This window comes from Streptomyces griseorubiginosus, assembly GCF_017614965.1.
In the GTDB taxonomy this organism is placed as follows: domain Bacteria; phylum Actinomycetota; class Actinomycetes; order Streptomycetales; family Streptomycetaceae; genus Streptomyces; species Streptomyces griseorubiginosus_B.
Window position 1 is genome coordinate 1 of the sequence record NZ_WVUG01000001.1, and the last position, 23,451, is coordinate 23,451.

Below are 23,451 nucleotides of genomic sequence, written 5' to 3' on the forward strand. Positions count from 1 at the left end.
CTTCGACAAGGCGCAGTACCGCCGACGCAGTGCCGTCGAGCGGTGCGTGAGCAAGTGGAAGCAGTTCCGCGCTGTCGCCACGCGCTACGACAAACGCGACTACATCTTCAACGGCACCCTGACCGTGGCGGCGATCGTCATCTGGCTCCGAGACACCGTCCAAGAGCCATCAGAAGCGACCTAGGGCCACTACGCCTTCTGGGGGCTCACCCCGACGCCGTATCCCATCCCGCACGACGGGCCGGTGGGGCGCCTGCTGGAGGCGACCGGGCGTTCTCCGCTCCGCGCGTCCCACCTGCACTTCATGGCCACCGCACCGGGACTGCGCACGCTCGTCACCCATATCTTCGTGGAGGGCGACCACCTGCTCGACTCCGACGCCGTGTTCGGCGTCAAGGAGTCCCTCGTCAAGCGGTTCGAACTGCAGGCGGCCGGCACTCCGACACCCGACGGACGCGACCTGTCGGGGCAGAGCTGGTCCCGAGTGGGGTTCGACATCGTGCTCCTTCCGCAAGAGTCGTCTCGTCGATCCCAGTGACCTCGGCCTGAGGACGCGCTGGAGGGCCGACCTTGGACGGCCGCACCTCCAGCCGCCGCGCGCTCCGCGATCCGGGGCTGTCCCGCGAGGACCTCGCCGGTGTGGCCGACGGGTCCTCGCCGCCGTTCCCACGTCCAACCCACGCCGGGCGGACAGCACGGCCGTCGTACACCTCCCGACGGCCGCGTGGCGGGGCGACCCCTGGCATGAGGTCTCAAGCTCGGACAGCCGCGGGGTAGGAACCCGGCTCTGGCGCAAGGCGGCGAGCCACCGCCTGGGCGGGTCCACGACCCACCGGGCCCGGACGGCGTAGCGGCCGACCAGGCGGCCTACCGGAACGGCCAACCCCCGTTCCGGACACGGTTGGTGGGGGTGCGGTGTCCGGAACGGTCCCACCGGCGCGTCCTGCCGGGGGAGGAGAGTTAACCCCGTCGGGAAGAGACCGCGGGAACGCCCGCGCCCTCGTCGGCAACCGCCCCGGAAGTGGGATTCCGGCGGTGCTCCGGGCCCACGATCGTGTTCCGGAGGGTCCCGAGGCGTTCGACCTCGACCTCGACCACGTCGCCGGGCTCCAGCAGCCAGGCCGGCGTGCGGGCGTAGCCGACGCCGGAGGGGGTGCCGGTGGCCAGCAGGTCACCCGGGCGCAGGGTGAGGGTGCGGGAGATGTGGGACAGCGTCTCGCCCACGCGGTGGATCATCTGACTGGTGGAAGCGTCCTGGACGGTCCGGCCGTTGACCCGTGTCCGCAGTCGCAGTCCGTCCCGCAGGTCTCCCACCTCGCTCGCAGGCACCATGGGGCCCAGCGGACCGGAGCGGTCGGCGTTCTTTCCGAGGATCCACTGCGAGGTCAGTTTCTGCGCCCGCCGTGCGGTGACGTCGTTGAACGTCGAGTAGCCGATCACCGCGTCGAGGGCCTCATCGGGGTCTGCGTCCACCAGGGTGCGGCCCACCCAGGCCACGATCTCGCCCTCCCAGTCCAGACCGTCCTCGGTGGCCGGCACGGGGATCTCGGCCCCACCGACCGTCAGCGACCGCGTCCACCGTGCGAACAGCGTGGGGTACTCGGGCAGTTCCTGGCCCCGGAAGGACCCTTCGGCGACGTGGTCGAGGTAGTTCAGCCCCACGCACAGCATCTGCGCGTCCGGCAGCACCGGCGGTACCAGGTTCGCCTGACTGATGGTCAGGGTCTCGCCGTCGGGGCTTGCCAGGCACCCTTCGGCATCGGCCCAGAACTCCCGCAGCCCGGCCACCAGGGTGAGCCTCTCGCCGTCGGGCGACAGATCGGCCACCCGCACCTCGTCGCCGTACGCCACTCCCACGATCTGCATCCGCACTCCTCGGCTCGGAAGAAGACGACACGGTCGCCATTCTCTTCTAAAGGTTACAACCTTTATGGTTGAATGGCGGCATGGTAACCGAGAAACGCGCCCTGCTGGCCGGGCTGAGCGCTCCCGGCGGCACGCGGGCCGAGCAACTCGCCGCCGCACTTCAGGGCCGTATCCGCGAACTGAGTCCCGGTTCCGCGATCGGCACCATCGAGGAGATCCGGCAGGAGTCCGGGCTGGCACGTGCCACGGTCAGCGAGGCCATCCGGCTCCTGCGCGACCGAGGGGTGCTGGAGATCCGGCCCGGTCGCGGCGGCGGCCTGTTCGTGGCCGACCAGAGTCCGGTGGTCCGGCTGCGGCACACGCTGCTCAGCGTCGCGGGGGAGCCGGGTACGGTCGCGGACGCCATCGAGCTGCGCAACCACCTCGAGGAGCTCATCGACGTCGGCGCCGCCCGTTGTGCGGGGGAGGCCGATGTCCCGGCGCTGCGGGCTTGCCTGGACGACATGGCCGCCGCGCCGGACTGGGACGCCTTCCTGCGTGCCAACTGGGCACTGCACGAGCGCATCGCGCAGCTGTGCCCGAACACGATGGCCCGCGCGGTCTACGTCGGCACGCTCGGGCACTTGACGTCGTCCACCGCGCGTACCGCCGACGGGGATGTCGACGCCTACCGAGCCAAGCGGCTGCGGATTCACACCGAACTGGTGGACGCCATCGCCGCCGGGGACGAGGACGCCGTCCGGGCGGCCGTCGCGCGCCACAACCAGACCGACTGAACGCACAGCACGCAGGAGCCGTCATGTCATCAGCCGAGTACCGCAAGTACCTCTTCCCGCCGGACTCGCCGCGCCTGTCCTCGATCCGGGGCCTGGACGCCTACGAATACCGTGAGGCGGCCAAGGCGGATCCTTTCACCGGCGGGCTGATCCAGGGCTGGAAACCCCTCCAGCTCGCCGAGTTCCACGGAGTGACCGAGGACGGCACGCTGCGACCCGAGGTGCACGCCTGGGAACCGGCTCGTCCCGGTGAGGAGGCGCCCGTCGCCGACATGGTCGCAGCGGCGCGGGACCTGCTGGCGGCACTGGACGAGGATGCCCGCGCCAAGCTGCTCCACCCGGTGGACGCGGTGGAGTGGCAGACCTGGGCCAATCCGGAGTTCATGCAGTTCGACACGGGCATCCGCCTGGAGTTCCAGCCCTCGGAGGTCCGCAAGAAGGCCCTCGCCCTGGTCGAGGCCTCGCTGAGCCCCGAAGGCTTCCGCCTGGTGCACGACATGATGCTGATCAACGGCTTCCTCGGCGAGGTCGTGGGTCTGGAGACCATCCTCAACGAGTTCAGCTACAACGTCGCGCTCTACGGCGAGCCCGACCTCACCGCGCCCTGGGGCTGGCAGTTGTTCGGCCACCACTGTGCCGTCAACTGCCTCGTGGTCGAGGGGCGCATGGTCGTCAGCCCCGTCTTTCTGGGTGCGGAACCCAACGAGATCGACGACGGCCCCCGCGCCGGCACGCTGGCCCTGACCGACCGGATCCGGCTCGGCACGGACCTGATGGCCGCGCTGCCGCAGGACCAGCGTGCGGCGGCGACCGTGTACCGGCACATGGTCGATCCCGCCATGCCGCCGGGCCGCATCCACCCCGGCGACGAACGCCACCTCGCCGGCGCCTTCCAGGACAACCGGGTGATCCCTCTTGAGGGCCTACGGGCCGCGGACATGCCCGAGCAGGCCCGCAAGGTCCTCCTTCAGATCGCCGAGTCGTTCGTGTCCCTGCTCCCCGCCGGCCCGCGCGCGGCCCGGATGCGTGAGATCCACGACCACCTCGACCAGACCTGGTTCAGCTGGATCGGCGGACACGAGGTCGGCGACGTCTTCTACTACCGGCTGCAGTCACCGGTTCTCATCGCCGAACTCGACCACCACTGCGGTGTCTTCCTCGACTACGACACCCCCAAGCCGTTCCACATCCATACGGTGCTGCGCACTCCGCACGGCAACGACTACGGCCGTGCCTACGTGCGTGCCTGGCAGGCCCGGAACGCCTGAGCATCCGTCTCGCCAAGCAGGTTGCGTCCTGCCGGGGTGCGTCCGAGGAGTCTGGCCGGGCCCGGGGATCTCCGGCCAGGGCCGGGGCCCCGGGCCCTGCCACGTCAGTAGCCGACGGTGAACCGCGCGCGGTGGTGGGCCGGCTTTTCTATCTCGTCGACGAAGGCGATGGCGTAGTCGGCGCCGGAGATCGCGGACTTTCCGTCGGCGTCGGAGAGCAGCACGTCTCCGCCGAGGCGGAAGACACCGGTGCGCTCGCCAGGGGCGTGGGCGCCGAACTCCGCGGACGGGCTGAGGAAGAACCAGTCCGCCTCGGTGTCGGCGGCCAGCAGTGCGTCCAGGGCCTGCGCCAGGTGGCCCGCCTCGAGCTTGATGGCCGGCGGCAGATCGCCCGCCACGTCGATCAGCCGCGGTCCGCCCTCCGACACGTGCAGGCTACCCGCGCCGCCCACGACACCGAGCCGGGCGCCACCCTCGGCGGCCGCCTTCAGGAGTGACGGGACGAGCGGGAGCAGGAACGGCTCGCCGTCCACGCTGCCGTGTACCGCGACGACCAGAACGTCGGACTTGGCCGCGAGGTCGCGCACCAGCGTCTCGTCCTCGATGGATCCGGCGACGGGGGTGAGGCCGGGGCGGGCCTCGGCGGAGCCGGTGCGGTTGACCGCGATGAGCTCGTGGCCGCGGCGCAGAGCCTCGTCGGTGATGTGGCCGCCGGCGTAGCCGGTGGCGCCGAAGACGGTGATGACTGCCATGGGTGATCTCCCTGGGTGAGTGCGTCTGTCATGAAAGGAAAGGGCTGGCAGTCGCGAGCACGCACAGCGCTCCCCGCGACGCCGCCCGCATTCGAAACTGCGACGCTTACGAATAGAACTGTAACAGCGCTGGATACGATTCGCGTCGGGGGCCGTACCATGAAGTCATGGCACAGCCCACGAACACCCAGTTCGCGGTCGGCGTCCACCTGCTCACCCTGCTGGCGGCCCAACCCGGTGAATGGCGGGACTCGCAGTCCCTCGCCTTCAGCCCCGCGACCAACGCCGCACACGCGCGGCGCATCCTCGGTCAGCTGCGCGCCGCCGGACTGGTCCGTTCCCACCCCGGTCCGCGCGGCGGCTGGATGCTCCAGCGCGAGCCCGAGGAGATCGACCTGGCCATGGTCTGGCTGGCCCTCAACGGCGAGGACCCGGTCCTCGGTATGCACGCCCCGCAGCCCGACTGCGGCGCCGGCAGGCGCGTGCACGACAGTCTCCTCGCACTGGACCGCCGGGCACGCCGTGCCTTGCTGGCCGAGCTCGCCCGCACCACCGTCGCCGACGTGCTGCGTGAGGGAAGGGCCGCGGCCCTGGACGACGCCTGAGTCCGCGGCGAGGATCAGTCAATCGCTATCGGCCTTGCGTCCGGTTGCCCAGCCTGAGCAGCCGCTCGGCGTTGGTGTGGGCGATCTTCTCCCTGTCCGGAACGCTGACCGGCAGTCCGTCGAGGAACGCGCGCGCCTCGTCGTTGCTGCTGTAGGGGTAGTCGACAGAGAACAGGATGCGATCGGTCCCTACGGCGTGCACGGCGGCGGCGAACGCGGCGTGGTCGAAGACACCGCTGGTGGTGATGTGGATGTTCTCGGTGAAGTACTCCTGAACCGGCCGGTCCAGGCCACTGATCCCGTTCAGCATCCAGTTCGCCCGCCAGATCATCGACGGCAGCACCTCGCCCATGTGGCCGATGATGAGCTGGAGGCCGGGGAACCGGTCGAACACCCCACCGAGAATCAACCGGAGCACATGGAATCCGGTGTCGATGTGCCATCCCCACGCGCCCGCGGCGAGAGCGGCGTTGACCATCGGGGAGAACCCGGTGTAGATCGCGTCGATCACCGCCTGGGGTGGCACACCGGGGTGGAGGTAGATCGGGACGTCGAGCGCTTCGGCGGCTTCGAAGACCGGCCAGAAGAACTGGTCCTCGAGATACCGCCCGCGAACATGGCCGCTTGTCAACGCCCCGACGAAACCGAGGCCGCTCACGGTCCGTTCGAGTTCCTTCGCGGCCGCGCGGGGATCGGGTGTCGGGAGCGTAGCGAACCCGGCGAAGCGGTCCGGATGCACGGAAATGGCCTCGGCCGCGACATCGTTGGCCTCGGCCGCGAGGCGCACGGCCAGGCTCGCCTCCAGGTTCTCCGGACCGGGAGTGGACTGTGAGAGAACCTGTACGTCGATGCCGGCCGCGTCCATGTTCGCCAGCCGCCGCTCACCGAGATCGTGGAGCCGCCCGACCAGCTCCCGACCGGCGCCCGCGAACCCCGTTCCGGCGCGCGCGTCGTCGGAATCCCGCACGAGCGGGTTACGCAGGAGGAAATGGCCGGCATTCGCATCCCGCAGCGATTGCGTACTGTAATGCTCCTCAAGAGCGATGATCGTCATGGGGCGACCTCGCCGCCAGGAATGAGCCGCATGAAGAGTTCCTTCCTCGTGGCTCGAATGTCGGCAGTGCCTGCCGGTCGGTACGGCCCAGATGTTCGCGGTGTTTCCAGCCGCCCCGGCAGGACCCGACGACAGGACCGTAGCGTCAGGTTCCGCAGCGGTAACCCCTGCTAAGGAAGCAACTGGGCCCTACTTTTGGTCGGTTACCGCTCCATGGTCAACTAGCATCCGCTGTGTTACGTTGCTGTGACTCGGCATCGTCGCCGTGGAAGAGCGGTATGTCATGAACATTCACGCGCCAGCCAAAGCCATCGCACTCCAACCCACCCCGTCGGCCGTCGTCCGGGCTGCCGTCGATGTCGCCCGAGACGCGCTGGGTTCGGACGTCGCCTTCGCGGCGGTCGGGACCGGCTCCACGGAATTCCCCATCACCTCGGCCAAAGGAATCCGTGACCCGCGGTGGAACAGCATCGTCGTACGTCCGCACACCGGGCTCGGTGGGGAAGTCCTGACGCGTGAACGCCCCATGATCGTCGCGGACTACGCGACGGACGCGCACATCAGTCGCGACTTTGTCGAGATCGTGGCACGAGGAGAGGGGCTGCGAGCGGTCGCCTGTGTTCCCGTGTCCGGTCCTGCGGGTGTGGAGGCACTGCTGTATGCCGGCGCACACCTCGACGGAGTACTCGGTGACCGCGCGGTCGCGGTCCTGGAGCAGCTCGGCGCGTTCGTATCCGTAGGTCTCGAGCAGATCCGTGTGCGCGAGCTCGAACTCGAACTGGCCCGACTGCGTGAGCGCGAGCGCCTCGCCAACGAGCTCCACGATTCGGTCGCACAACGGCTGTTCACCATCGGCGCGCTCGCACAGGCTTCTCGTGCCAAGGAGGATCCGGTCGGCCATCTCGAGGCCATCGAGGAGATCGAGGCGACGGCGGCCGACGCGCGGCGAGAGCTGCGGGACACTCTCCTCGCACTTCACCGTGATCCGGAGAACCTTACATTCGACGTCCAACTCGACGGCGAGCTGAGGCTGTTGGAGGACGTCACCGGCTGCACGGTGCGCGTTGTGCGGCGCGGCACCTTCGCACGCATGCCCGACCACATCGCCCGCCTGGTGATCGACACAGCGGTTGAAGGAGCGCGCAACGCCGTGAAGCACGCTCACGCGAGTCTCGTCGAAGTCGAGATCGTCCGCGCAGAGGGAAGACTCTCGCTCGTGGTCAGGACCCTGGCCGTCGATATGCCGCCAGAGCCGGCTCACACGCCGCCGGCGAGCGAGACCGGGACCGGGACCGGTATCCGCACCCTGCGTGCTCGCGCGGAGCGCCTCGGCGGTTCACTCCGGCTTGCGGCGGCCCCGACCAGCCGAGCCGTGCTGCGGCTCGATCTTCCGTACAACGATCTGGCGGTCAGATGAACGTGCTTCTTGTCGACGACCATCCGGTGGCACGCCGCGGACTGCGCGTGGTCGTGACCTCCAGTCTCGGAGAGTGCGAGATCTCCGAGGCCGACGACGCGACGACGGCTCTCGCTCTCGCGCACGACGAGCGTCCGGAGATGATCCTTCTCGACGCCCGGATGCCAGGTTCGATGCCGCCGGAGGAACTCTGCCGGGAACTGCGGGAACTCCTGCCCAACGTAGTCATCGTCATCTTCACCGCCTTCGACGACGCCGCGGTCCTTCACGCGTGTATCGCGGCAGGCGCGAACGGATGTCTCCTGAAGGACACCTCGGAACTCAATGTCGGCGCCGCCTTGAGGGCGCTGCTCGCAGGTCAGTTCGTGCTCGACCCGCGGATCGCCAGAAAGCTGGCACCGGAGGTCATCAGGCGCCAGGCACTGGGAACGGTGAAGCTCACGGAGCGAGAGGAGGGAGTGCTCGAACTCCTCGCACACGGTTGCTCGAACCGCAAGATCGCACAACAGCTCTGTCTGTCCGAGACGACCGTGAAGGGATATGTGACCGACCTTCTGCAGAAGCTGGACGCTTCCTCCCGGCTGGAGGCGGTCGTCCGCGCATACGAGCTCGGGCTCGTCGCCCCCGGCTCGCAGAGAGCGTAGCCGGACCGCTCCCCGAAGGCCGGTCGCGTCCCGGGCGGCAGCACGCCGCGGAGGCGGTCACCCGTCGTCGGCGTCCTGTCCGACCGAAGCGCGCAGAAAGCCGGAGAACGTCTCCGGGGTCTGCCAGGTGAGGCTCTCGAGCTCGACGGCGTCGAGCAGGATCCGATACCCGCGCCGGGGGGCCTGGATCTCAAGCCGCTCGCCGTTGCGCGTGTAGACCTTGCGGACACGTATGTCGGCGAACTCGTTGGAGATCTGGATCGGTGGATCGTCGCTGTACTGGTTCTCGGCCATGTCCACACCCCTGCCTAGAGGAAGATACCGAGGTTGGCCGTGCCGAGGATCGTGTGGTTGAGCAGCACCTCACGCCGCCGCAGCCGCCATGTGCCCGCCTCTGAGCGCAGTACGTCCTGGCGCTCCGCAACCAGCAGGTCGTAGTCGACGGTGTCCCACTGGGAGCGGTGGAGCGTCAGGTAGCTCTTCACCTCCACCTCGTCCGGTCCCAGCTCGCGCACCCGCACATTGGTCACGACACGGCGGGTCCGCGAGGGCGGGTCCTCCGCCCACGCGTGCTCGGTCAGCAGTCGGTCGACCCGCAGGCGCAAGCTCGCGTAGGTGTCCTTCATGTGGTAGGCCTGCCGGCTGAACTCCGGGATGCCCGACGAGCGTTCGCGCGTCGTGCGGATCGGGATCAGGTACTCGAGATCCTCCGACAGGCATGTGTCGAACCAGCCGGTGTAGTCGGCCTCGTCCAGGAGCTCGGCCTCGCGGTACAGAAACTGCACGCAGGCCCGTTCCAGCTCCGCAGCGACCAGCGCTGTCCTCGTCTGCTCTACCGTCATCGCCTCGCCTTTCGCACCGGGTTCAGGAGGATATGGATGGGACGTCGACTCGTTCGGCGTGTGCGCCATCGCGCGCGAGCAGACGCCGGAACTTGAGCAGGCTCCGTGTCGAATTGAGCGCGAACGCGCCGGTCAGCCGCTCCTCGCGCTCGTAGACGGCCACGAACCGCCGCTCGGCGACCGACCCCTCGACGATCCGGATCCGGTCGGTCGGATGCGGAACGCCCGCCACCTCGTATTTGACCCCGTACTGCTCGGACCAGACGAAGGGGACCGGTGAGTAGCTGCCGGCCTGCCGCCCGTCGAGGAGTGCGCGGGCGACGAACGCCCCCTGCTCGGAGGCGTTGGTCCAGTGCTCGATCCGCATCGTCTGCTCGAACAGCGGGTTGAACCACCGTGCCACGTCACCCGCCGCGTAGACACCGGCCACGGACGTGGCGCACCGGTCGTCGCACATCACCCCGTCGGAGACGCTCACGCCGGACCCGAAGAGCCAGTCGGTCACCGGGCGCGCGCCGATGCCGACGACGACGACGTCCGCTTCGATCATGCGGCCGTCCCTGAGACGTACGCGCTCCACGCGTACCCCTCCGTCGAATCCCTCGACAGCCGTGCCGCAGACCAGCCGCACTCCGGCGTCCAGGGGGATCTCGGCGCAGGCGAGGGCGATCTCGGTACCGAGTACGCGCGCCATCGGGGCCGCGAGCGGCTCGATCTGCACGACCTCACAACCGAGCCGGCGGGCGGTCGACGCGACCTCGCATCCGATGGGACCACCGCCGACGACGGCGACGCGTGGCGAGCCTTGGAGCGCCGATCGGATCGCGAGGCAGTCGTCGACTGTACGCAGCGGGTAGATGCCTTCGAAGAGGTCCCAGTCGCGCGGCATCCACGGCGCGCTACCGGTGGCGATCACCAGCTGGTCATAGCCCAGCGCCTCGCCGTCGTCGAGCTCCACCGCCCTTCGTACCGGATCCAGAGCGAGCGCTCGACGCCCGAGCCGCAGGTCGAGGTCGAGCGCGGACACCTGGTCACTGGTCAACAGGCGGACGTCGTCCGCCGTCCCTTGCCCCTCGAGCAGGGCCTTCGACAGGGGCGGCCGGTCGTACGGCAGTTGCTGCTCCGCCCCGACCAGCACGATCTCGCCGTCGAAACCGCGATCCCGCAGGGTCTCGGCGGTTCTTACGCCCGCGAGCGAGGCACCGGCCACCAGGACGCGCCGACGGCGGGACACCGTCAGTCCTCCAGGCCGAGCGCACGCGCCGGACAGTCGCGAACAGCGTGCTGGACCTGGGCCCGCAGCTCCTGAGAGGGTTCCTCGACGAGCAACTGGACGAACCCGTCGTCGTCGAGATCGAAGACATCCGGCCCGGCGACGACACAGTTGCCGTACCCCTGACACTTCCCACGGTCCACCAGTACCTTCATGTTCTCCCATTCCCTGCCGGCGGCGCGTCGGCCGTCACCGGTTGCAATGCGCCGAGGTCGATCGAAGCCGACTGTAATGGCCCGCCCTGACGGCGGACAGCGTCCAAAGGTCGGGGACGGGTTGCTTCCTTTGAAGGGGTTACACCGGTGGATCGACAGGGTTAGCGTCGGCGACGCTGTCGCCTGGAAACCGATAAGACATCCTTTTCGACCAGGCGTCCTGGAGCAGGTGAATTCGAGGAGGATCTTATGGTGTCTGCTGACCAGCAGGCCGGAACTGGTGGTTACGGTTCGCTGAACGGTTCGATGCAGACCTTCCTCGCGGAGGTCCAGAAGGACCTCGAGCAAGGGGTTCTTTCGCCACGGGTGTTGAACGACCCCGAACTCCACCGTGCCGAACTGGACCGCATCTTCACCAAGTGCTGGGTGTTCGTCGGACACGTCTCGGAAATTCCTCAACCGGGCGACTACGTTCTCCGCTACATCGGCGAGGACCAGTTCATCCTCGTTCGCGACGAGCAGGGCGAGATCCAGCTGCTGATGAACAACTGCGTGCACCGTGCATCGCCCGTGTGCCGGGCGGAGAAGGGAAACACCTCGCATTTCCGGTGTCCCTATCACGGCTGGATCTACAAGAACTCCGGCGAATGGAACGGCGCGCCGTTCCGCGCCAAGGCGTACCGCAAGATCGACGCATCCCGCTGGGGTTTGCGGAAGGCGCCGCGGGTGGACAGCTACCAGGGTCTGATCTTCGCCTGCCTGGACCCCGACGCGGTGTCGCTCCGCGAGTACCTGGGCGACATGTGCTGGTACCTGGACGTGTTGTTCGGCCTCAATGAACAGGGGATGAGGGCGGCCGGCGATCCGCACCGCTGGGTCGTGCCGGCCAACTGGAAGTCGGGCGCCGAGAATTTCGTCGGTGACGCCTACCACGTGCAGTCCGCGCATCGCTCGCTGGAGGACATCGGCCTCATCCCCGACATCTCGGGGTCGGTCACCGGGAATTTCCATGTCGCCATAGAAGGCGGGCACGGGCTCATCGTCACCCCGGCCTTCCTGCCGGAGTCCCACTACGGGATCATGGACTATCCCCCCGAGGTGACCTCGACCTTCGATCTCTCCGGGTTCAGCCCCGACCAGCGTGAGTTCCTCGAGTCGCGGTACACGGTGGTCGGTTTCACGATCTTCCCGAACCTGTCGCTCATCAAGGCCGCCACCTCGATCGCGCCGGGCCGGCTACCGGTGAGCTTCACCTGCCTGCGCCAGTGGCAGCCGCGCGGGCCCGAGGAGTTCGAGCTGTGGAACTGGCCTCTGGTCTGGAACGCTGCGCCGCAGGAGTTCAACGAAGCCTCATACCAAGCCAGCGTGCTGGGATTCAGCCCCTCGGGGGTCTTCGAGCAGGACGACACGGTCGTCTGGCGTGGGGGCCCGATGGTGGGCCGCTCGCCGTTCGCCCGCAAGGACATGAAGCTCAACTTCCAGATGGGCCTGGACGGGATGAGCGAGTACGAGCCCCAGACCGACTGGATCGGCCCCGGCGAGGCCAGCACCACGGCCTTCGGCGAGAGGAACCAGCTCCGCTGGTGGCGGCGCTGGAGCGAGCTGCTGGCGAAGTCCTGACACAGAAGGAAACAGCGTTGGCGGGCGGCCGCGCCGCCCGCCAACGCCATGCGTGCCGGAGACCTGCTGTCAGTACGCGGAAGAGCACGGCCGCGGGGGGTTCGCTGCGTCGAGCAGGGCGTATCCCTGTGGAGCGTCGGCGAACGGTACACGTCTGATGTCGAAGAGCTTGTCCACGTCGAGCTGCGCGACCTGCTCGAAGGCGACCGACTGGATGCGTGCGTGGGTCCACCGGGGGCCGAGGTCCGCGGGGAGGGAAGGTCCCGAGCTCAGCACGTGGTGCCGGCGGAGGTGGAACTCCGGGGAGAGGGACAGCGACACCTCGCGGGCTCCGTACCACGCGGTCACTGTGATCGTTCCCTCCATCGCGGTGCTGTCGAGCGCCAGTTGCAGGGCGGGCCCGACCCCGTTGCACTCGATGAAGAGGTCGACTCCCCGGCCCCCGGTGAGGTCGGCGATGGTGTCCTCGGCGTCGTGCGGGTCCACGACCGCGTCGGCCCCGATCCACGCGGCGGCGGCCCTCCGGTCGGCGTTCGGCTCGACGAGGATCAGCCTCGACGCCTCCCGCCGCGCCAGGTGGGCGGTGAACATCCCTATGACCCCGAGCCCCGACACGGCGACGTATTCGCCGATCATGACAGGGCGGGTCACAAGGCTGTTGACGGCTACGCCGAGCAGCTGCGAGAACGCCGCGCTCACGTCGCTCACCGCATCGGGTATCTTGCCCGGTCGGACGCGAGGGTGAAGACGGACTGGTGGGGATACAGGCAGAGAACCCGTTCGTCCACCTCGAATCCGGTCTCCGCCCCGGCCACTTCGACGACTCCCACCTGCTGATAGCCGAACTTCACCGGGAAAGGCAGAACTCCCTTGAAGATCGGCATCGTCGGCAGATTTGCCTCACCGCGGTACACGTGCAGTTCGCTGCCGGCACTTCCGCTCAAGCGGTCCGTGGTGTCGTCTCGTACGGCTTGACGACGTCGTAGATGAAGTCGCCGCCTTCGGCGAACGCGGTTGCTCCAGAACGGTCGAGGGCGTGCTTCACCGCGGCGGGCACGGACTCGAGCGTCAGCTCCGGGTTCGGCTCCGTGTCCACGGTGTGGCTGAGGTAGGCCTCTGCGATGGAGCCGCCGGATGTCTGGAGCACCTTGCCGGTGATCGTGCAGTCCTCGTGCGCAAGCCATGCCGCGACCGGGGCCACGACGTCGGCGGTCAACCCCGATGCCTGGTTGCGTTCACTGTTCTCCGACGACAGCATGGTCTGCAGCGCCAGCGTGTCGGCATAGGGTGAAATGGCGTTCGCCTTGATCCCGTACTTTGCTCCCTCGGCTGCCAGTGAACGGGTCAGGCCCACGACCCCGAGCTTGCCGGCGGCGTAGATCGACTGCATGGGCAGGCCCACCCACGCGGCGCCCGAGCTGACGTTGACGAGGCGCCCGTAGTTCTGGGCGGCCATGTGCGGCCACGCGGCGCGGCACATCCAGATGTGACCCATCAGGTGCACGCCGATGACCCGTTCGATGTCCCGGTCGGTGATCTCGTCGAAGCGCGCGAACGGCGCGATGCCGGCGTTGTTGATCAGGATGTCGACCCGGCCCCAGGTGTCGACGGCGAGGTCCACGATCGCCCGCGCGCCGTCGCGTTCGGCGACGGAGTGGCCGTCGCCGACGGCCTCGCCGCCCGCCGCGCGGATCTCCTCGACGACCGCCTCGGCGCCTGGGCCGATCTGCCCGCGTCCGTCGGGGCCGACACCGAGGTCGTTGACCACGACCTTGGCGCCCCGCGACGCGAGGAGCAGCGCGTACGACCTCCCGAGCCCGGGGTTGCTGCCCGCGCCGGTCACGATCGCCACCCGTCCGTCGAAACGCAACTCGCCCGCGCTCATCCGTCCTCCACAGTGATGTTGGGGTTGACCGAGCCCCCGGTGCGGACGCACGACGACGCTCTCGCGGTGCGCACAGTGCCCGTACTGGTCGGGGATTGGCTGTGACGCTAACCGTGCGCCCCCGCCCTCACCAGCGTCCGAAGGTAGGGCACCGGGCGCTTCCTTTGGGGGGTTTACCGCGCCGGATCCGCCGGGCGAGCCTCGAAGCGCCGCAGTCAGTGGGCGCCCGCCGCCCACGCGAAGGGGAGAGACAGCTTATGTCGGTGACACGTCCGGGGCGGGATGCCCTTCCCAACATGACGGACTACGACGCCGAGCGGGCCCGGTTCCGCTGGGACGTTCCCGAGCGGTTCAACGCCGTGCTGGACATCCTCGGGCGCCGGGCACGGCAGAACCCGGACGATCTCGCCCTGGTGACGCTCGGCCGCGACGGCGCGGTCGCCACGTCGTTCACGTTCCGCGAACTGGACGTGGCGAGCCGGCGCATGGGTCACGCCCTCGCCGGGCTGGGCGTCGGCAAGGGGCAGCGGGTCTTCATGATGCTCCCGCGTATCGCCGAGTGGTACGTGGCCATGCTGGGGGCGATCCGGATCGGCGCCGTTCCCGTTCCCGGCACACCACAGCTGACCCCCCGCGACATCGAGTACCGGATCGACCGGTCGGAGGCCGTCGCGGCCGTCACGGACGGCGACGGAGCCGTCAAGCTGGACAAGATCGCCGAACGTCTCCCCGCACTCGCACATCGCATCGTCGTCGGCCCCGCTCCGTCGGCCGCCTGGCACACGATGGACGCGCTGCTGGCGCGCGCGTCGGACGCGCCGACACCGGCGGACCCGACCGCCGCCGACGACATGATGCTCATCTACTTCACGTCCGGCACGGTCGCCTACCCCAAGATGGTCGCGCACACCCAGGCCAGTTTCGGGCTCGGCCACCAGGTCACCGCCCGCTACTGGCAGGACCTCCGGCCCGGTGACCTGCACTGGACCCTGTCGGACACGGGCTGGGCCAAGGCCGCGTGGAGCAAGCTCTTCGGGCAGTGGGCACAGGGCGCGACGGTCCTGGAGATGGATCTGGGCAAGTCGGACCCCGACCTGATTCTGGAGACCCTCGCCCGCCACGGCGTCACGACGTTCTGTGCGCCGCCGACCCTGTACCGCTCACTGGTCGTCGCCGATCTCGCGCGCTACGACCTGTCCAGGCTGCGTCACTGCGTCTCGGCCGGCGAGCCGCTGAATCCGGAGGTGATCCGGATCTGGGAGGAGGGCACACACGGGCTCGTCGTCCACGACGGCTACGGCCAGAGCGAGACGGTCAACGTGCTCGCCAACTTCCGCTGCCTGCCGGTGCGCAACGGGTCGATGGGCAGACCTGTCCCCGGTTTCGACGTCGAAGTGGTCGACGACGACGGCACACCGCAGGCCCAGGGCGACGAGGGCAATGTCGCCATCAGAGTGGAACCCGAACGGCCGGTGGGGCTGTTCGCCGGCTACTGGCGTGATCCCGGGGCCACCGCGGCCGTCTTCAGGAACGGGTGGTACTTCACCGGCGACAGGGCGCGCCGCGACGAGGACGGTTACTTCTGGTTCGAAGGCCGTCAGGACGATGTGATCACGTCCTCGGGGTACCGGATCGGCCCGTTCGAGGTCGAGTCGGCGCTCGTCGAGCACCCGGCCGTCGTCGAGGCCGCGGTCGTCGGACAGGACGACCCCGCGCGCACTCAGATCGTCACCGCGTTCGTGCTCCTTCGTCCCGGCGCCGAGGCCTCACCGCAGCTCGCCCGGGAGCTGCAGGACCACGTGAAGCGCCTGACCGCGCCCTACAAGTACCCGCGCGAGATCCGATTCGTCACCGAGCTGCCCAAGACGGTGTCGGGGAAGATCCGCCGCGGTGAGCTGCGCGAACAACTGCGGGGCACAGCGGGTTCCTGAGATTCACCGACAGCGACACGAGGCATGTGGAGGAGTGTTCGATGACAACCGCTGACGAGGCCGGGCCGCGGATCGACGGCAAGTGGGAGATCACCTGGCGCCCCGGCATGTTCCCGCCGCAGAGCGGTGTGTTCGCCCTGACCCGGGACGGCGACTCGCTGTCGGTGCAGCCCGAGGATCCGGAGGGCTCCGGCACGCACCTGGGAACCGCCGACGGGCGACGCCTGTCCTGGGCCCTCGCCGTCGGGAACAACCCCACTCCGATTCACTTCGAGGCTGAGGTCGAGGGCGACGTGCTCCTGGGCCACGCCGAGATGAAGTTCGGGTTGTTCGAGGAGCGAGCCCCGCTGGAAGGCGTGCGGGTCGGGTCGGGCGCCCAAGTGCCGTTCCGTGAGGGGTCGGACGCCGTCGTGGAAACCCTCATCGCGTCCGGCGTCGAGTATGTCTTCGGCTACACCGGCGGTGTGTCCACGAGCCTGGAGCGCAGCATCACCGCGCACGGCGTCAAGGACATGAACGCACGCAACGAGCTGTCCGCGGCATGGATGTCGTACGGCTACAACCGGGTGAAGCGGCGGGCCGCCTCAGCGGCGCTGACCTGGTGCGTCGGGGCGCTGCACGCCTCTCCGGTCGTCTACGCGGCCAAGCTCGACTCCACGCCCCTGGTGCTCATGCTGGTCGAGAGCACGGCGGCGTGGGACATGCGGGACATCCTGCAGGACGCGACCGAGCTGTATCCGGCCCTGAAGCCGCTGGCGAAGTACATCAAGCGCGTCGTCGACGGCGAGGATCTGCCGCTCGCCGTCCGGCAGGCGGTACTCGCGGCGAGCACCGGCAAGTTCGGCGCCGCGGTGCTCGACCTCACCCAGGGCGCGATGTACCAGCGGACCACGGTCAAGACCGAACCGCTCACGCTGCCGGAGCCGCCCGCGGCGGGTGAGGCGAGCGTGGCGCGCACGCTGGAGCTGATCGAGGCCGCCGAGCGGCCCGTGATCCTGGCGGGTGCGGGCATCCATCTCGCCGACGCCACGGGCGAACTGCGCCGCTTCGTCGACGCGACCGGCATTCCGGTGGTGTCGAGCGGGGCGGGGGGCCGTGCGGTGCTGCCGGACGACCACCCGCTGTACGCGGGCGACATGAGCGGCTGGGGGTACTTCGGGACCGGCACGAAGGTGGCCGAGGACGCCGACCTGTGGGTCGCGGTCGGCTTCTCCTTCTCCCAGACGGCCACCCTGTCGTGGTCTCTCGCGAAGCCGGAGACGGTGGTGCACGTCGATGTCGAACAGTCCCAGCTCGGCCGGATCTTCCAGCCGACGCTCGGCATCGTCGCCGACGCGAAGACGTTCCTCGGCCAGCTGAGCGACCAGCTCGAGGCCACCGGCGCGCAGAGCCGGCACCGCGCGGACAAGGCGCGGGCGGCGGAGATCGCCAGGACGAAGGACGCCTACTTCGAGACACTGAAGTCCTTCGTCGGCACCGACCCGATCATGCCGGCCGCGATCGGCCAGATCCTCTCGGAGGAGGTCCCGGCGGGGACCATCTTCGTCAACGACGAGGGCTTCCCGGTGCCCGGGATGGTGTACCGGGAGTCGAAGTATCCGGACGGCTTCGCGGCGCCGCTGGGCTTTCACTACGCGGCGCTGGGGTCGTCCCTGCCGGTGGCGATCGGCGCGAAGCTGGCCGCGCCCGACCGCCTGGTCGTCAGTGTCGGCGGCGACGCCGGTTTCTACTACGACTGCAGCGAGCTCTCGGTCCTCGCGGAGCGCAATCTCAAGGTCGTGAGCATCGTCCTCAACAACGGTGGTCTGTACGGCGGACGGCGTGGCCGCGAGCACGGCGGCCCTGGCGCGGTTCCGCTCACGCACTGGACCGACCTCCCCGAAACCGACTACACAGCGGTCGCCCAGGGCATGGGCGTGCCGGGCGAGCGGGTGGAGAAGGCCGACGACCTCGCACCGGCGATCCGGCGTGCGATCGCCGCGGACGGCCCGTACTTCATCGAGGTGATCACTGCCGCCAGCACGATGCACCTGCACCTGTCCGAAGCGCCCGATCCGGACGCCAGGACCACCCGCAAGGGCGGCCATGGCGACCTCGTCGTCGACGGCTCGTGGCCGAACTGACGAACGCCCCCGTGGCCGGTGCGCGCGGCGGCCGGAGCGACCTGAAGCAACGATCGACCGATCTCGAGGAGGAGATCATGGCCACAGCCGAACAGCAGGAGGAATCGACCGCGGCGGGGGCTCGACCGCCTGACATGGGGAGGTTCGTCGAGTTCCTCGAAGCCCGCAAGGCGGAGACGGAGAATCCGAGGCACGCGGCGATGATCGGCGTGCTGATCGAGCACTCGGTCGCCGAGGTCCGGGACCACGACATCGACCGGACGATGGCGACGTTGGTCGAGGACTGCGTCTACCACTACTACGGCGATCCCGCGCTGATCAAGCAGAGCGGCGGGCCGGTCATCCACCGGGACGGGGTGATCGCGAACTACCTCGCGAACATGGCCAACGGCACTCTGGACATGGACAGCATCGAGGTCGAGGTCGACCATTTCTTCATCAACGACGACGCCATCGCCTGGGACGGGTGGGCGCGTCTCCGGCTGCCCGGTTCAGTGCTGGTCGCGTCGGGAGCGACCCTTCCGGACGGGGGGACGGTCGACGACTTCTACGTGCTCAGGTCGAGGCAGGCCATCGTCATCCCGTTCCGCGACGGTCTGATGGTGGGCGAGGACTTCTACCTCGACAGTCAGGGCACCTGGGAAAAGGTGTCCTGACCCTTCCCCGTCTGCCGGGCCGGAACCATGGACAAACGTGGTGACACACGAGCGGAGCCCGGAGCATCGCGTGCTCCGGGCTCCGGCGCGGACCGAACCGTCCCGATGGCGACCTCACATGTGCACCACCGGTGCCGCGTCGGGATCCTGGACGGGTGCGCCGCGTCGGTACAGGACCACGCTGATGACGAGGCCGGCGGCGAAGAGGACGGCCGACCACCAGTAGGCGGTGGACTGCATGGTGTTGACGGGGGCCGGAGGCGGCCCCGGAGTCCTCCGCGGCGACTCCGGCCGTGGCCAGGCTCATCGCCGGGGCCATCACCAGGCCCAGCCCGAATCCGGCCACGACCAGCGGGGGCAGGATGTCGGTGAGGTACGAGCTGTTCAGGTCGAGGCCGGTCAGCCAGACCATGGCGGCCCCGGCGAGTCCCATGCCCAGGTGCACCACCGGCTTGGGGCCGAACCGGGGGATCAGCGCGGTGGAGGCGAGAGTGGAGGCGACCATCAGGCCGGCGACCATGGGGAGCAAGGCCAGGCCGGTCTGGATGGGGGTGTAGCCGAGGCTCTGCTGCAGGTGGTAGGTGAGGAAGAGGAAGACCCCGAACATGCCGACGCCGGTGATCAGGACGGCGATGAAGGAGGCGCCCCGGTTGCGGTCGAGCAGGATGCGCAGGGGCAGCAGGGGGTGGGTTCAGCCACTCTCTGTTCCGTCGCCGTCGCGGTGCTCCCGGCCCCGCCGCGGATTCACAGCGGGATCGCCTCAGCGTGAGCCCGCGGCCGAGTCGGCGGGCGCCGACCGCGGCTGACGGCCGGACCAGACCGCCCTTGCTCAACAGCTTTACGACGAGCGGGAGATGACCGTCCAGCAGATGGCCGACAGGTTCGGCATGCCGAAATCGAGGGCGTACGGGCGTGACTGCTGCTCCACACCGTGGATCAGGGCCAGGAGACCGGGGCTGTCTACGGCATGAGAGCCATGCCGTAGTCCCCGCCGTTGGGTGCCCGCATGATGGTGTGAACGTGGTGGTGCGTCGGCTCCAGGGGGCCCTCCAGCATCAGCGCCGGATGGTGGTCGAACTCGATCCAGATCGTCGGACTGTGCACCCGGTAGTAGAACGGCACCTTCTCCGGGTCCCCGATCCAGGCGACATGGGTCTCGTCGAGGTGAGCGCGTACCTCCTGTTCCCTCCGTCCCCTGCGTTCCTCGGGGAGCCTGGCGAGGTAGACCTCGATCAGATCGAGCAGGAGAGCGCGTTGCTCAGAGGTGAACTCGCTTGCGGAGACTCCCGCGTAGGGCACCACCTCGTTGTCGCGGCCCGCACCGCCGATGTGCCGGCCGTCGACGGGACCGCCGAGTTCCGCGGGGAGGTCGGCCGAGAGCATCGAGGGGTGGAGGATCGCCTGGTCGCGCTGGCGGCCGTTCAGCGTGCGGCCGAGCGCGAGACCCGCGTCCTGTTCGGCGTCGTAGACCGAGAGCCCCTCATACTGCCCGGACTTGATCTCGCGGAGTTCGGCACCGAGGAACAGCGGTTCAAGCAGCACGGTGCCGTCGACGACGGTGCAGTTGATGTCGATGTGCGTGCCCATCAACTGCCAGCCCCAGGGCTGGTCCTCCGACGGCGTGCCGAAGATCGTGAACCAGACGGCCCATTCGCGGAACGTGTCGGTGTAGATGTTGAAGAGCTGTCCCATCGCTTCGTTGACCAGCATCGACTTGCGCACGAGGTCGTAGCCGGCGGGACTGAGACATTGTTTGACCACGGCGAGTGCCGCTTCTCGCTGCTCCGGCCGCATGTCGTCGAGCAGGACGCCTGCCGGAATGTACACCGGTGCCGCGTTGAACCAGCTGCGGCGGTGCCAGCTGTCGAACGGCTGCTGCACGTACTGGCGGTAGTCGAGCTGGTCCACGAGGTCGAGGAAGGTCCGCGCGGCGTCGACGACGGGCTTGACCGTGGGAGCGGAGATATCCGCGGAGTACAAGCCCGGACTCGGGTTCCCGTCGGTGGTCAGTCCGACGAAGGGTGCCTGCGCTGACGACTGCACCGCTTGGACGACTTCGCCCGGCGCGTTGAGCAGCATGCCATGGAACGGGCGCAGGCCGCCGAACGGAGCGAGCTGGACGTTCCTTCCGTCGTACTGACGTTGCCATGCGGTCATGGGGACTCCGTAAGTTGTTGGAGGTGCGCCCGCACGGAAGCGGGACTGGGCGGACGCCCGACCGGATCAGCCGGGGGACGCGGTTCTCGGGCAGTGGCCGCGTCGGCTCGGTGGTGGTGTGTGCAGGAAGCCGGTGCGGCCGGGCCGTCGAGCCACTCATGTCTATGACGACCTTGCTGTCGAAGTGCTCGCGTCCGGTCAGGCAAAGGGGCCACGCGACCCCGACTCCGCGATCCCTCGTCAGGGCCGAGTCGGCGGTCGCACAGGTTGCGGCGAAATCCGCCACCCGCGCCGGCTGTCCCAGCGCACGGGCGGGTTCGTCGGCCCTGTACGCCGTCCGCCCGGCCATCAGCGTCTCGTGTTCCGCCTTGGCCAAATCACTGCGGCCCTTGGCGCCCGTATCGCGTTGGCGGACCTACTCGGCGGAGCTGGCCCGGCCCTGCTCGGGGGCAGCGGATACGGGTCAGGTCGACGTCTGCTGCGTTTGTCGTAGGGAGTCGTTCTCCACCTCGGGGACGGGGCCGGGGCCGGCTCCAGGGCGGACGGCGACCGCGAGGAGGCAGGCGACAAGGGCCGCGATGCCGCAGACAGTGAGCCCGAGAGAAAAACCGCTGCCGAGGGCATCGAAGGCGATCGAGCGGGCGGCGCCCGCGGGCGAGGACTGCGGGACGGCGTTGACGGCGAGCGGGCCGGCCGCGTCGGCGATGGTGCCGATGGCGCCCTTGACCTGGGGAGGCAGTGGGGCGGACGCCAGACCGGTGTCGAACTGGCCGGAGGCATGGCGGAGGGCGATGGCCCCGATGAGGGCCGGACCGAGAGTGAAGCCGAGGTTGCGCAGCATGGACAAGGCAGCGCTGGTCATGCCTGCCTCGTGGACCGGAGTGGTGTTGACCGCGGAGATGGTGGAGGCCAGCGTGAGGGCGAAGCCGACGCCGACCGGGGTGAGGGCGAGGACGATCGAGGCGAGGGAGCTGTCACTGATCGGGAGACCTGCCGCGATGAAGGCGCCGGCCGCGATCAGGAGCAGCCCCGTGGCGAGCGTCCAACGAGAGCTGACGCGTTCGAGCAGCCACGGGATCACCGGCAGCAGGAGCACGGGGAAGACACTGAGGACGGAGGCCGCGCCGGCGAGGTGTAAAGCGGACTGGCCCTGAATGACCCCCACTCGCGTGCCGACCGCGTACACCGTTCCGTAGTAGGCGAACATGCCTACGACGGTGGCGAACGAGCCCACCGCGAAGGCCCGGTCGGTGAAGAGGCCGAGCCGCAGCAACGGGGCTTGTGCGCGCGACTCCACGAGAATGAACAGCCCCAGGGAGGCGGCGGCGACGACGAATCCGACGATGACGCCGGTATCGCTCCAGCTGCCGGCTCCGCCCTCGACGACCGCGTAGAGCAGCGCGAGCAGGCCGACGCCGGCGAAGATCTGGCCCGCTGTGTCGAGTGTGCGGCGGTGGACCGAGCTGGAGTTCCGGGTGAGCAGCTGACTCAGCAAGGCGCTGAGGACGCCGAGTCCTGCCGCCAGTGCGAACGGCCAACGCCACGAGCCGTCTTCGCCGCTGGCGCCGCGCAGAATCTGCGTGACGAGGCCCCCGGCTCCCAGGGCGGCAGCGTAGATGGCAATGGCGCTCGCCCGGGCGCGGGTGGTCTGGGTACCGGCGGTGACCATGGTCAGCGAGGCAGGAAACAGCGCGGCGGCACCGACCCCGGCGATGGCCTGGCCGGCCCAGACTTGGTGGATGCCGTCGCCGGCGGCAGTCACCGCCTCACCTGCCGTGATGAGCACGGCGCCACCGACCAGCAGGCGTTTGAGCCCCAAACGGTCGCCCCATGCGCCGAAGGGCAGGGCCAGCACGACAAGTGGCAGCAGGAATGCGTTCGAGGCCCAGGTGAGCTGGGTGCCCACTGGCTTGAGGGAGATCTGGAGGAGACCGGAGACGGAGGCGGGAATGGCAAGGGCTGCCTGGGCGAGGCACACAGCGAAACTCGCTGCGATCAATGTTCCCTTGGGCAGTTCATTCGCAAGATCACGGATTCGGTTCCTGGCTTGCGCTGTCTCAATGGACATGGATGCTTCCCATGGGAGGTGGTGTGAAGGAGAGGGAGGGCCCCGCCAGGGCAGGCGTCGATCCTGCTTCCGCGCCTGTGGCATGTGCGATAACCGGGAAAGGGGCGGGACGGGGCAACTGGAACGAGCCGCGAGCTCCGCAGGAGAACGCGATGAATGTAGGGTGGAATTTCAACCTTCGTCAATAGAAATTTCTAAACTCCTCTTGAGGTGTGCTGCGAGGGCACTTCATGGCTGTTGCGGGAGTCGCCTGCCCTCGGAGCCCGGTCGCGTCTCGCGGGGACGTCAACATCATTGCGGCCCGGGTTCTGGACGTCCTCCGGCGTCTGCCGCAGAGGGCATCACTCGTGCGTCGGAGC

Annotated in this window: 21 protein-coding genes and 3 pseudogenes; 11 read left to right on the forward strand and 13 right to left on the reverse strand. The window is 68.8% G+C overall.

Annotated features, from left to right (window positions below; genetic code table 11):
* Both GRC12_RS00005 and GRC12_RS00010 read left to right on the forward strand, forming a co-directional pair.
* Positions 1 to 184, forward strand: a pseudogene (locus GRC12_RS00005) (IS5/IS1182 family transposase); the annotation flags it as partial.
* Positions 185 to 538 (forward strand): annotated as a pseudogene (locus GRC12_RS00010) (dioxygenase family protein); the annotation flags it as partial.
* A gap of 422 nt (positions 539 to 960) precedes the next feature.
* Here GRC12_RS00010 and GRC12_RS00015 read toward each other — a convergent pair.
* Positions 961 to 1,866 carry a fumarylacetoacetate hydrolase family protein gene (locus tag GRC12_RS00015; protein ID WP_208776497.1) on the reverse strand — a complete coding sequence of 302 codons (906 nt, stop codon included), beginning with the start codon at positions 1,864 to 1,866 and terminating at the stop codon, positions 961 to 963.
* 80 nt (positions 1,867 to 1,946) lie between these two features.
* Here GRC12_RS00015 and GRC12_RS00020 point away from each other — a divergent pair, with 80 nt between their 5' ends.
* A complete protein-coding gene (locus tag GRC12_RS00020; protein ID WP_208776498.1) occupies positions 1,947 to 2,642 on the forward strand; it encodes a FadR/GntR family transcriptional regulator in 696 nt (231 codons plus the stop codon).
* Between the two features lie 23 nt (positions 2,643 to 2,665).
* Positions 2,666 to 3,910, forward strand: coding sequence for a DUF3500 domain-containing protein (locus GRC12_RS00025; RefSeq protein WP_208776499.1), 1,245 nt, complete (start codon positions 2,666 to 2,668; stop codon positions 3,908 to 3,910).
* Between the two features lie 104 nt (positions 3,911 to 4,014).
* Here GRC12_RS00025 and GRC12_RS00030 read toward each other — a convergent pair whose 3' ends face one another.
* On the reverse strand, positions 4,015 to 4,662 hold the full coding sequence (locus GRC12_RS00030; RefSeq protein WP_208776500.1) for an NAD(P)-dependent oxidoreductase: 648 nt from the start codon (positions 4,660 to 4,662) through the stop codon (positions 4,015 to 4,017).
* A 167-nt stretch (positions 4,663 to 4,829) separates the two neighbouring features.
* Here GRC12_RS00030 and GRC12_RS00035 point away from each other — a divergent pair, with 167 nt between their 5' ends.
* Positions 4,830 to 5,267 (forward strand): Rrf2 family transcriptional regulator, encoded by a 438-nt coding sequence (locus tag GRC12_RS00035; protein WP_208776501.1) that lies wholly within the window; start codon positions 4,830 to 4,832, stop codon positions 5,265 to 5,267.
* Between the two features lie 25 nt (positions 5,268 to 5,292).
* Here GRC12_RS00035 and GRC12_RS00040 read toward each other — a convergent pair whose 3' ends face one another.
* The gene (locus GRC12_RS00040) at positions 5,293 to 6,321 is read right to left on the reverse strand and encodes an amidohydrolase family protein (RefSeq protein WP_208776502.1); all 1,029 of its coding nucleotides are present in this window, start codon (positions 6,319 to 6,321) and stop codon (positions 5,293 to 5,295) included.
* Positions 6,322 to 6,604: 283 nt separating this feature from the next.
* On the opposite strand from GRC12_RS00040, the gene GRC12_RS00045 reads away from it, so the two are divergent.
* Positions 6,605 to 7,738 (forward strand): GAF domain-containing sensor histidine kinase, encoded by a 1,134-nt coding sequence (locus GRC12_RS00045; protein WP_208776503.1) that lies wholly within the window; start codon positions 6,605 to 6,607, stop codon positions 7,736 to 7,738.
* Positions 7,735 to 8,382, forward strand: coding sequence for a response regulator (locus tag GRC12_RS00050; RefSeq protein WP_244371815.1), 648 nt, complete (start codon positions 7,735 to 7,737; stop codon positions 8,380 to 8,382). The genes GRC12_RS00045 and GRC12_RS00050 overlap by 4 nt, the downstream gene beginning before the upstream one ends.
* Positions 8,383 to 8,439: 57 nt before the next feature.
* Here the strand turns inward: GRC12_RS00050 and GRC12_RS00055 are convergent, their stop codons facing one another.
* From GRC12_RS00055 to GRC12_RS00070, 4 genes are read right to left on the reverse strand one after another with little or no spacing between them, the layout of a single operon-like run.
* Positions 8,440 to 8,676: a dihydrodiol dehydrogenase gene (locus GRC12_RS00055; RefSeq protein ID WP_244371816.1), complete on the reverse strand. Its 237-nt coding sequence runs from the start codon at positions 8,674 to 8,676 to the stop codon at positions 8,440 to 8,442.
* Between the two features lie 14 nt (positions 8,677 to 8,690).
* A complete protein-coding gene (locus tag GRC12_RS00060) occupies positions 8,691 to 9,224 on the reverse strand; it encodes an aromatic-ring-hydroxylating dioxygenase subunit beta (RefSeq protein ID WP_208776506.1) in 534 nt (177 codons plus the stop codon).
* A gap of 22 nt (positions 9,225 to 9,246) precedes the next feature.
* Positions 9,247 to 10,458: an NAD(P)/FAD-dependent oxidoreductase gene (locus tag GRC12_RS00065; protein WP_208776507.1), complete on the reverse strand. Its 1,212-nt coding sequence runs from the start codon at positions 10,456 to 10,458 to the stop codon at positions 9,247 to 9,249.
* Between the two features lie 2 nt (positions 10,459 to 10,460).
* Positions 10,461 to 10,652, reverse strand: coding sequence for a ferredoxin (locus tag GRC12_RS00070; protein WP_208776508.1), 192 nt, complete (start codon positions 10,650 to 10,652; stop codon positions 10,461 to 10,463).
* A gap of 249 nt (positions 10,653 to 10,901) precedes the next feature.
* Here GRC12_RS00070 and GRC12_RS00075 point away from each other — a divergent pair, with 249 nt between their 5' ends.
* Complete coding sequence (locus tag GRC12_RS00075; RefSeq protein ID WP_208776509.1) at positions 10,902 to 12,272, forward strand: aromatic ring-hydroxylating oxygenase subunit alpha; 1,371 nt, start codon at positions 10,902 to 10,904, stop codon at positions 12,270 to 12,272.
* A 69-nt stretch (positions 12,273 to 12,341) separates the two neighbouring features.
* On the opposite strand, the gene GRC12_RS00080 is transcribed toward GRC12_RS00075, so the two are convergent.
* Genes GRC12_RS00080 through GRC12_RS00090 form a run of 3 tightly spaced genes read right to left on the reverse strand, consistent with a single transcriptional unit; the run spans position 12,342 to position 14,157 of the window.
* Positions 12,342 to 12,980 (reverse strand): zinc-binding dehydrogenase, encoded by a 639-nt coding sequence (locus GRC12_RS00080; protein WP_208776510.1) that lies wholly within the window; start codon positions 12,978 to 12,980, stop codon positions 12,342 to 12,344.
* The gene (locus GRC12_RS00085; protein WP_208776511.1) at positions 12,977 to 13,216 is read right to left on the reverse strand and encodes a hypothetical protein; all 240 of its coding nucleotides are present in this window, start codon (positions 13,214 to 13,216) and stop codon (positions 12,977 to 12,979) included. The genes GRC12_RS00080 and GRC12_RS00085 overlap by 4 nt, the downstream gene beginning before the upstream one ends.
* A complete protein-coding gene (locus tag GRC12_RS00090; protein ID WP_208776512.1) occupies positions 13,213 to 14,157 on the reverse strand; it encodes an SDR family NAD(P)-dependent oxidoreductase in 945 nt (314 codons plus the stop codon). Before GRC12_RS00090 ends, GRC12_RS00085 begins: the two co-directional genes overlap by 4 nt.
* A gap of 296 nt (positions 14,158 to 14,453) precedes the next feature.
* Between GRC12_RS00090 and GRC12_RS00095 the strand changes: the two genes are divergently transcribed.
* From GRC12_RS00095 to GRC12_RS00105, 3 genes are all read left to right on the forward strand, one after another.
* Positions 14,454 to 16,088 (forward strand): acyl-CoA synthetase, encoded by a 1,635-nt coding sequence (locus tag GRC12_RS00095; protein ID WP_208776513.1) that lies wholly within the window; start codon positions 14,454 to 14,456, stop codon positions 16,086 to 16,088.
* Positions 16,089 to 16,129: 41 nt separating this feature from the next.
* Complete coding sequence (locus GRC12_RS00100; RefSeq protein ID WP_208776514.1) at positions 16,130 to 18,211, forward strand: thiamine pyrophosphate-binding protein; 2,082 nt, start codon at positions 16,130 to 16,132, stop codon at positions 18,209 to 18,211.
* A gap of 77 nt (positions 18,212 to 18,288) precedes the next feature.
* The gene (locus GRC12_RS00105; RefSeq protein ID WP_208776515.1) at positions 18,289 to 18,867 is read left to right on the forward strand and encodes a hypothetical protein; all 579 of its coding nucleotides are present in this window, start codon (positions 18,289 to 18,291) and stop codon (positions 18,865 to 18,867) included.
* Between the two features lie 114 nt (positions 18,868 to 18,981).
* On the opposite strand, the pseudogene GRC12_RS00110 reads toward GRC12_RS00105, so the two are convergent.
* From GRC12_RS00110 to GRC12_RS00120, 3 genes and pseudogenes are all read right to left on the reverse strand, one after another.
* A pseudogene (locus GRC12_RS00110) lies at positions 18,982 to 19,555 on the reverse strand (MFS transporter); the annotation flags it as partial.
* Positions 19,556 to 19,827: 272 nt separating this feature from the next.
* Positions 19,828 to 21,024, reverse strand: a complete 1,197-nt coding sequence (locus tag GRC12_RS00115) for a DUF3500 domain-containing protein (protein ID WP_208776516.1) — start codon at positions 21,022 to 21,024, stop codon at positions 19,828 to 19,830.
* 463 nt (positions 21,025 to 21,487) lie between these two features.
* A complete protein-coding gene (locus GRC12_RS00120) occupies positions 21,488 to 23,023 on the reverse strand; it encodes an MFS transporter (protein ID WP_280117388.1) in 1,536 nt (511 codons plus the stop codon).
* Positions 23,024 to 23,451: the final 428 nt, after the last annotated feature.